9 protein-coding genes are annotated in these 6463 nt (G+C 52.0%); 4 read left to right on the top strand and 5 right to left on the bottom strand.

Going from position 1 to position 6463, the window contains the following annotated elements:
• Positions 1-22: 22 nt before the first annotated feature.
• Positions 23-472, top strand: a complete 450-nt coding sequence (locus tag K9N21_23540; GenBank protein MCF8146891.1) for a 4Fe-4S binding protein — start codon at positions 23-25, stop codon at positions 470-472.
• Positions 473-613: 141 nt separating this feature from the next.
• On the opposite strand, the gene K9N21_23535 is transcribed toward K9N21_23540, so the two are convergent.
• Entirely contained in the window at positions 614-1093 is a 480-nt protein-coding gene (locus K9N21_23535) for a MaoC family dehydratase (GenBank protein ID MCF8146890.1), read from the bottom strand.
• A 175-nt stretch (positions 1094-1268) separates the two neighbouring features.
• On the bottom strand, positions 1269-1508 hold the full coding sequence (locus tag K9N21_23530) for a hypothetical protein (GenBank protein MCF8146889.1): 240 nt from the start codon (positions 1506-1508) through the stop codon (positions 1269-1271).
• A gap of 445 nt (positions 1509-1953) precedes the next feature.
• On the opposite strand from K9N21_23530, the gene K9N21_23525 reads away from it, so the two are divergent.
• Entirely contained in the window at positions 1954-2508 is a 555-nt protein-coding gene (locus tag K9N21_23525; GenBank protein MCF8146888.1) for a hypothetical protein, read from the top strand.
• Positions 2509-2735: 227 nt separating this feature from the next.
• Complete coding sequence (locus K9N21_23520) at positions 2736-3218, top strand: hypothetical protein (protein MCF8146887.1); 483 nt, start codon at positions 2736-2738, stop codon at positions 3216-3218.
• A 370-nt stretch (positions 3219-3588) separates the two neighbouring features.
• Here the strand turns inward: K9N21_23520 and K9N21_23515 are convergent, their stop codons facing one another.
• From K9N21_23515 to K9N21_23505, 3 genes are all read right to left on the bottom strand, one after another.
• Positions 3589-3906 carry a hypothetical protein gene (locus tag K9N21_23515; protein ID MCF8146886.1) on the bottom strand — a complete coding sequence of 106 codons (318 nt, stop codon included), beginning with the start codon at positions 3904-3906 and terminating at the stop codon, positions 3589-3591.
• A gap of 120 nt (positions 3907-4026) precedes the next feature.
• Positions 4027-4866 carry a mechanosensitive ion channel family protein gene (locus K9N21_23510; GenBank protein ID MCF8146885.1) on the bottom strand — a complete coding sequence of 280 codons (840 nt, stop codon included), beginning with the start codon at positions 4864-4866 and terminating at the stop codon, positions 4027-4029.
• 164 nt (positions 4867-5030) lie between these two features.
• The gene (locus tag K9N21_23505) at positions 5031-5336 is read right to left on the bottom strand and encodes a putative addiction module antidote protein (GenBank protein ID MCF8146884.1); all 306 of its coding nucleotides are present in this window, start codon (positions 5334-5336) and stop codon (positions 5031-5033) included.
• A gap of 565 nt (positions 5337-5901) precedes the next feature.
• Between K9N21_23505 and K9N21_23500 the strand changes: the two genes are divergently transcribed.
• Positions 5902-6463, top strand: a 562-nt coding sequence (locus K9N21_23500) for a PadR family transcriptional regulator (GenBank protein ID MCF8146883.1), incomplete at its 3' end; no start/stop codon positions are given.

Here is a 6463-nt window from a genome sequence, read left to right as displayed (position 1 = left end):
CCGCGTTAGGAGGAATAGCAAAATGGAGAAAGTTTCTTTGATATTTGACAAGAAGAACTGCATGGGGTGTCATGCCTGCGAGGTCGCCTGCAAGCAGGAACACGGCCTCGGGGTCGGCCCCCGGCTGGTGCGGGTGATCGAAAAATCCCCTGATTATATCCCGGTCTATTGCCATCACTGCGCCAGGCCGCCCTGCAAGGATGCGTGCCCGGTGGATGCGATTACCAGAAATGACCAGGGCATCGTATTGATCAATGCCGACCTGTGCATCGGATGCAGGGAGTGTGTGGAGGCCTGTCCCTTCGGCGCCATGCAGTTCGAGGAACGAACAGAGCTGGCAGTAAAGTGCGATCTCTGCGTGGATCGCCTGGGCCAGGGCCTGAAGACCGCCTGTATGAGCGTCTGCCCCACAGGGTGCATCCATTTCGGCCCTGAGAAAAGCATCGCCTCGGTCTTTGAACACCCGGTGTAGCCGGGGGACCTGCAAGAGCAGCCCGTTACCCTGTTGGCCGGGATATGGGGGAGAACCCGATGCATCGGCATAGGATATTCCCCTTTATCCCGTCTTTCATTTTGCAGATTTTCACGCAGTGTCTCGCCCCCGACATCCCTCTCAGGACCTGTGGCGATACCGGATCAAATTAAGGGCCATCATGGTTGACACCACTGCGTTTTCTTGATTTACCATTTCGCAAAAAGAGAACAACACTCCCCGATCCGGCTTTGTGGTCGATGGTTTCACTTTATGAACAGTGACACGCAACATCAGACTGTCACCGGGCCGGACCGGTTTGAGCCAACGGAGCTCGTCCACTCCCGGGCTACCCAGGCTGGCCTTACCTGCCAAGTAGTTCTCGACAAACAGCCGCATAAACAGACTGGAGGTGTGCCAACCGCTGGCGATCACCCCCCCGTAAACCGTTTCTTTGGCTTTTACCGGGTCGGTATGGAAAACTTGCGGATCAAACTTCTTGCCGAACTCGATAATGTCATTTTCCGTGATAAAGATCGGTCCGAACTCGTGGACATCGCCTTCCACGTAGTCTTCCAAATACCGATCTTCCGGTGGCGTGATAAAATGGGTTTTTGTCATATTGCGTCCCTCATGCAAATCTGGCCGGCCAATGCGGCAGGGGCCCCTCCCTTCCGGCCCGGTACCCTCAAAGCCTAGACCCGGCTTTTTTCCAGAACATCGGCTGAAACAATTCTCATTTCTTCTTGGGATGTTCCCACCCCATGGCCGCTCCTGGACCGGACTTCGGGTGGGGCTATTTCCCGGCGCTGTGTCTCATTGAACCTGAAGCGCCCCTTCTATGTACAACAGACGCCTTGGATCTATCAAGAGAAACAGCGCGGCATGCTGCACATTGGAGGCAGGCATCCCACAGCGGCGACAGGATCACGGCCGAGGCGTTCAGGATATCCCACCGGGTGGAGGTCAATCCCCTGACCACGATATGGTGCAGGGCGCCTACGATATCTTTCGAGATCTCCTTGGCATAATGCATCTTTCACATTCACTGATCTTTTTACCTTTCAAGTTAAATAGTTGCCAGCGTCACATGATTCGCATAATCCGTTCAACCCTCAAAGAAAGGAATAAAAACATCGGCGCCCCTTCTTCTTCCTGCATCAGGTTTTTTCAAGACTTCCGTAGACAATACTGGTCAAGTTCGGTAAATTTTTGTAATATGGGCCAAAGGCCATGTGCAGGAGATCTTCTCCAGGGAATCGGGACTGCGGAAGATGTCCGCTACCCCACAGAGGGCCTTGAAAAACGTCCATAATTGGTTAAATTTTAATTTAAACAACCTGAAATTATTTGGATGATTTATGAAGTCTTGGCAAATTATTGCTGTAAACGCTCTCGCTACGTTTTTGGCCGTAGTCGCGGTGCTAAAGTTCTTTCCTCCGGATACCCCGCCCAATGACATGGGAGAGATCAGGCAAACCTTGAATACACAGATGAAGGGAATAGAAGTGAGGCTCAGCGCCATCGAAGATACCCTCCGAAAGCAACTCCCTGTCGTTCGTTCCTCTTCCGAAGCACCGGGTTCGCACCTGGAAAAGCTTGCTCGACTCGATCAAAAGCTGGGGGTGATCGTGGGAAAGCTCTCCGCTCTCGAGAATGAGATTGTGAATGTTCAGCCGGCCCGGGCGCCTCGGCCCCCGGTCGTCTCCGATCGTTTCCCGACATCGGCCCCCGCAAAAAGGCAGAACCCGATGGCGTGGCTGGATGATCTTCCCGGTGAAAAACGCCGGGAGGTCGATCTTATTTTTGAGGAACATGCCAGGCGTATCCGCGAAAGGCTTCCTGTGGAACCTGACGGGACGCTTCCGAATCGAGAGACCATGAGAAAGGTGATGAAGGAAAGCGATTGGGAGTTGAAGGAGGATTTGAAAGCTGTATTGACCGATGAAGAGTATCAGCGCTTTCTGGACTCCCACCCGAAACTCCGATCAAGGGGCTTGGCGTTACCTGGTGGCAGGCCAGAACTGTTGAGATAATGGCGATGACCCCTGATATTCAGCCACCACGTTAATGATGGACCGGGAAAGGTTCCTTTTCGCCCATTTCCGGGGACTTCCTGAGACCAGCCGCCATGCGGGTGGAGGCGTCATTCCAAGGCGGGTTGCAGGTCAGAGAATAAAGGGGGTGCTCCGGTCGGAAAAATCGGATATAATAAATTATGATTGATCCATGAAGTTTTTTTGGAACCAGAGGAGGGAAGGACATGGCAAGGCAGAGATGTAAAAAAACGATCGGGAAGATAGCGCTCATCGGGATCGTCTTTGGGATGGGCATCGGCTTCAACATGGCACATGCCGGAAACCTGTTTGATGCAGCGGTCAGCGCCACGTACGCTGCCACTTCTCAAGGGGATAGCCAGATGCTCAGTACGGAGGCTTTGTTTTACAACAGCACGGCGACCCTGTACGATGCATATCTGTACATGGCTGACGCTGAGGCATATGCCGATGACGCCAGTTATTATGCATGGCTTTCCAGTGGAGATTGGTGGGGCTATTATGCCTGGACTTATGCGGATGAGGCCTATTACTGGTTCGGTTTAGCTGCAGATAATGCCTATTACGCGTGGACTTATGGCGATCTGTACTATACTTATTTCGCCCTTTACTATGGGGGTTTAGGGAGTTATCATAATGCCTATGCTGAAGCCTACGCGGGGATCGGCTCTTACGGGGGTGACTATTAGTTCGTCCTTTTAGGCCCTTATTCCCCGGTCTTCTGTCATGAAAAACGAGAAAATATGGCCATCCTTCCTTTGCACGCTTAGCCTTCCGTCATTCCGGCACGATTCCAGCCGGAATCCAGAAATACGGCGGACTGGATTCCGGCCAAGGGCATGCCGGAATGACGGGACAGCACACAGCCGTTTTGGTTGCGGTTATCCGCTTTAGTCCTGATGGCGCCCCAAGACGTCGGTCTCCGAAGGCATTTATTCCAGCGTAAAAAACATGGCTTTTCAGGGCCGGGTCAGAGTTCTTTGGCCCTGCCGGAACAAATGCTCAGGTTGGTGTAACGGCGCTCATATCTTTCCTCTGCCTGCATGCGCATAACCTACCTCAGGCCTGGACCCTCGGGTTGAGCACACGGATTGCATCCGTGCCATAGAAATTAACAGGGCTGCCGGTGTGGTCAACCACGGTGATGCTCGAAATGTCCCCTTCAGCTTCTCCGGTCCCCCCCTTCCCGGTCGCCTCGGCAAAACGCCTTGCCAGCTCCCAGGCCATGACGTCTGAGGTGAGGAACGCTTCCCCCTCGGAGGGGAAGGTATCGGAGATCCATTGATCCCCCTGTCGTCGCTCGAAGCGCACACGGAATCCTTTGGGTCTCTGAATCCATCCGTTGGCGATCATTTTCATTGCTTCTTTCAAATCCATTTTCTGATCCCTCATATGATGCTTATTATTGAATAACGGATACTCGTTACTGGATATTTCTTGCGTACCGGTCGTTTGAGGTTTCCCGTTGGCAACGCTCGTCAGCGGTTTTCTCTGCCTTCAACCGACCAGGTCCTCCACCTCCATGCGGTCCTCTGAAGCCCCCTGGATATGAACGAGACGTCTCGGCATGGCGAAACCGATCCCTTCATGGTCGAAACGGAATTTGATCTTTTCAAGCAGGTCGCAACGCGTGCGCCAGTAATCGATGTTTTTGACCCAGGACCAGGCGGCCAGTTGTACACCCCCCACGGTCAGGTCGATGACAAAAACCCTGGCGGGCGGGGCCTTGAGGATTCTCGGATCTTCCGCCAGGATCTCCGACAGAACCGCCTTGGCCTTGAGGAGGTCCTCTCCATATCCGATGGGGAAATCGATCCTGATCTGCCGATTGGGGATGAGATGATAGTTGATCAGATAATCGTTGAGCACCTTGCTGTGGGGAACGAATACGGTCTTGCCGTCAAAGGTCCGGATGCGCGTATTCATGAGGGTCGTGCCCTCTACTTTCCCAAGAAGCGTACCGGTCTTGATGGTATTTCCCACCTTGAAGGGAAGGGTAGGCATCAGCGGTCTGAAGATGACCACAAGACCGATGAGGATCAGTGAAACGGCGATGATAACGCGTCCGATCACCATGGCCTCCAGACCGAGGAATCGTGCGGCCATGGCCACAAAAAGAGTGACGATCAGGATAAAGAGGACATTGACCACTACCGAAAGGGTGGCCTCCTTCAGGTTCAATCTTCGAAGGATCAGTCTGGCGTACTTCAGGATCAGTTTGGCAAGCACCAGACCAACCACCAGAATGATGAGCGCGCGAATGATACCCGGACCGTAGAGGGTCACCATATCACTCGCCTCTCTCAGCTTTTGAAGTTCAGCTTCCATCGCATTCATGCTCGTTTACTCCTTTATGCAATTCAAGTGGGCAGCGGGATGCTCTTTCAAAATTTTAAAAGAGGTCCCGCCGCCCACATGGGTTTGCTGCTATTTATACAGCTACCGCGGAGCTGTCGGGCGGGGTGGTCTTCGCCGTCCCAACCAGCGTGATGTTGGGCTATTTAGGCATTTACATGAATAGCTTCTGCATGTAGTTTCAAGCCAAGAGCGCCAACAACCTTAAGTATTGTGTCAAACCCGGGGGTGCGTTCTCCTGAGAGGGCCTTGTAAAGGCTTTCGCGGGACAAACCTGCGTCACGCGCCACCTGTGTCATGCCCTTTGCACGGGCAATATCTCCTAGTGCTTTTGCGATAAAAGCGGCGTCCCCATTCGCCTCTTCCAAGCAGGCTTCAAGGTATGCCGCCATTTCCTCTGGGGTACGAAGGTGTTCTGCCACATCGTATTTGCTGGTTTTTGTCTTTGCCATGGGTTTTCTCCTATAAATTATGAGATAGACGAAAGGCGGTTTTGATGTCCTTAGACCGGCCCTTTTTGTCACCGCCAGCCAATAGGATGATCACCTTTTGGCTTTACGTCCTCTGGGTTTCCTGCGGCTAACCTTTCGATCCGCACAAGGATACGAGCACGAGCACGGATGTCTTGTAACCCATCGATCCATTTGGCAAAAGTTTCAGTCTTGCAGATTTCGATCATGATATTGTAGCCATCGGGCTACAGATGTCAAGGAATTTGTCAAATACGGTGAGACCCCGGATAATCCAGTCTTGCCTGCCTGGGCATACCTCTTTACCACCTTTACCCATTCAAATTCGCTGCACAGGTACCACAGAATGTCCCCAAGACCTCGGGGCGGGCATGGCACGGCAATGCAGCCCTCAGAATTCGGCCAAGAACCGATTCGTAAGAGAAGCATCCTGTGTGTGTTTCCATAGCGAAAAAAGTCAAAATTTCCTATTGACCGGAAAGTTCATCATACTATATACTGTGTATATATAAAGTTTGTATATATTATCATCGCAAGCGGGAGGCATATGTCTTTAAAATATTCAATCCTGGGATTGCTCCAATACAGGGATATGCATGGTTATCAAATCAAGAAAACCATAGAAGACCAATTCGGGCACATGTGGACCATCAACTATGGTCAGATCTATCCCAACCTGAAAAAGCTCAAGGACGAAGGCCTCGTGACCATGATCGAAGACGCGAATCATGGCCAAAAAGGGCCCAGCCGAAAAATGTACTCCATCACCGACAAGGGGAATCAGGTCTTTCTTGAATGGCTGGAGCGCCTGCCCGAAAAAAATATGATTCTCAGGGATCCCTTTCTCATGCGCTTTGTCTTCTTTGGCTTTGGAGACAAGAAACGTTCCATTGAAATCGTTGAAGACCAGATAACTCTCTATAAGGCCCAGATGAAAAAGAGGCGGGAGAATCTTGAGCGTCTGCAGCATCATGATATCTACGTCCGTCTGATGGCCGAGTTGGGGGTCAGTATGAACGAACTGCTTTTGGAGTGGCTTGAGCGATCGCGTAAAGAGATAGGAAAGTCAATGAAAGACCCAACCGCATCCAGTTCACGCCGTTTATGGA

It is taken from the genome of Deltaproteobacteria bacterium, from assembly GCA_021737785.1.
GTDB lineage: Bacteria > Desulfobacterota > DSM-4660 > Desulfatiglandales > Desulfatiglandaceae > AUK324.
Note: the sequence above shows the minus strand (reverse complement) of the source record. Positions and strands in the feature narration are given on the sequence as shown.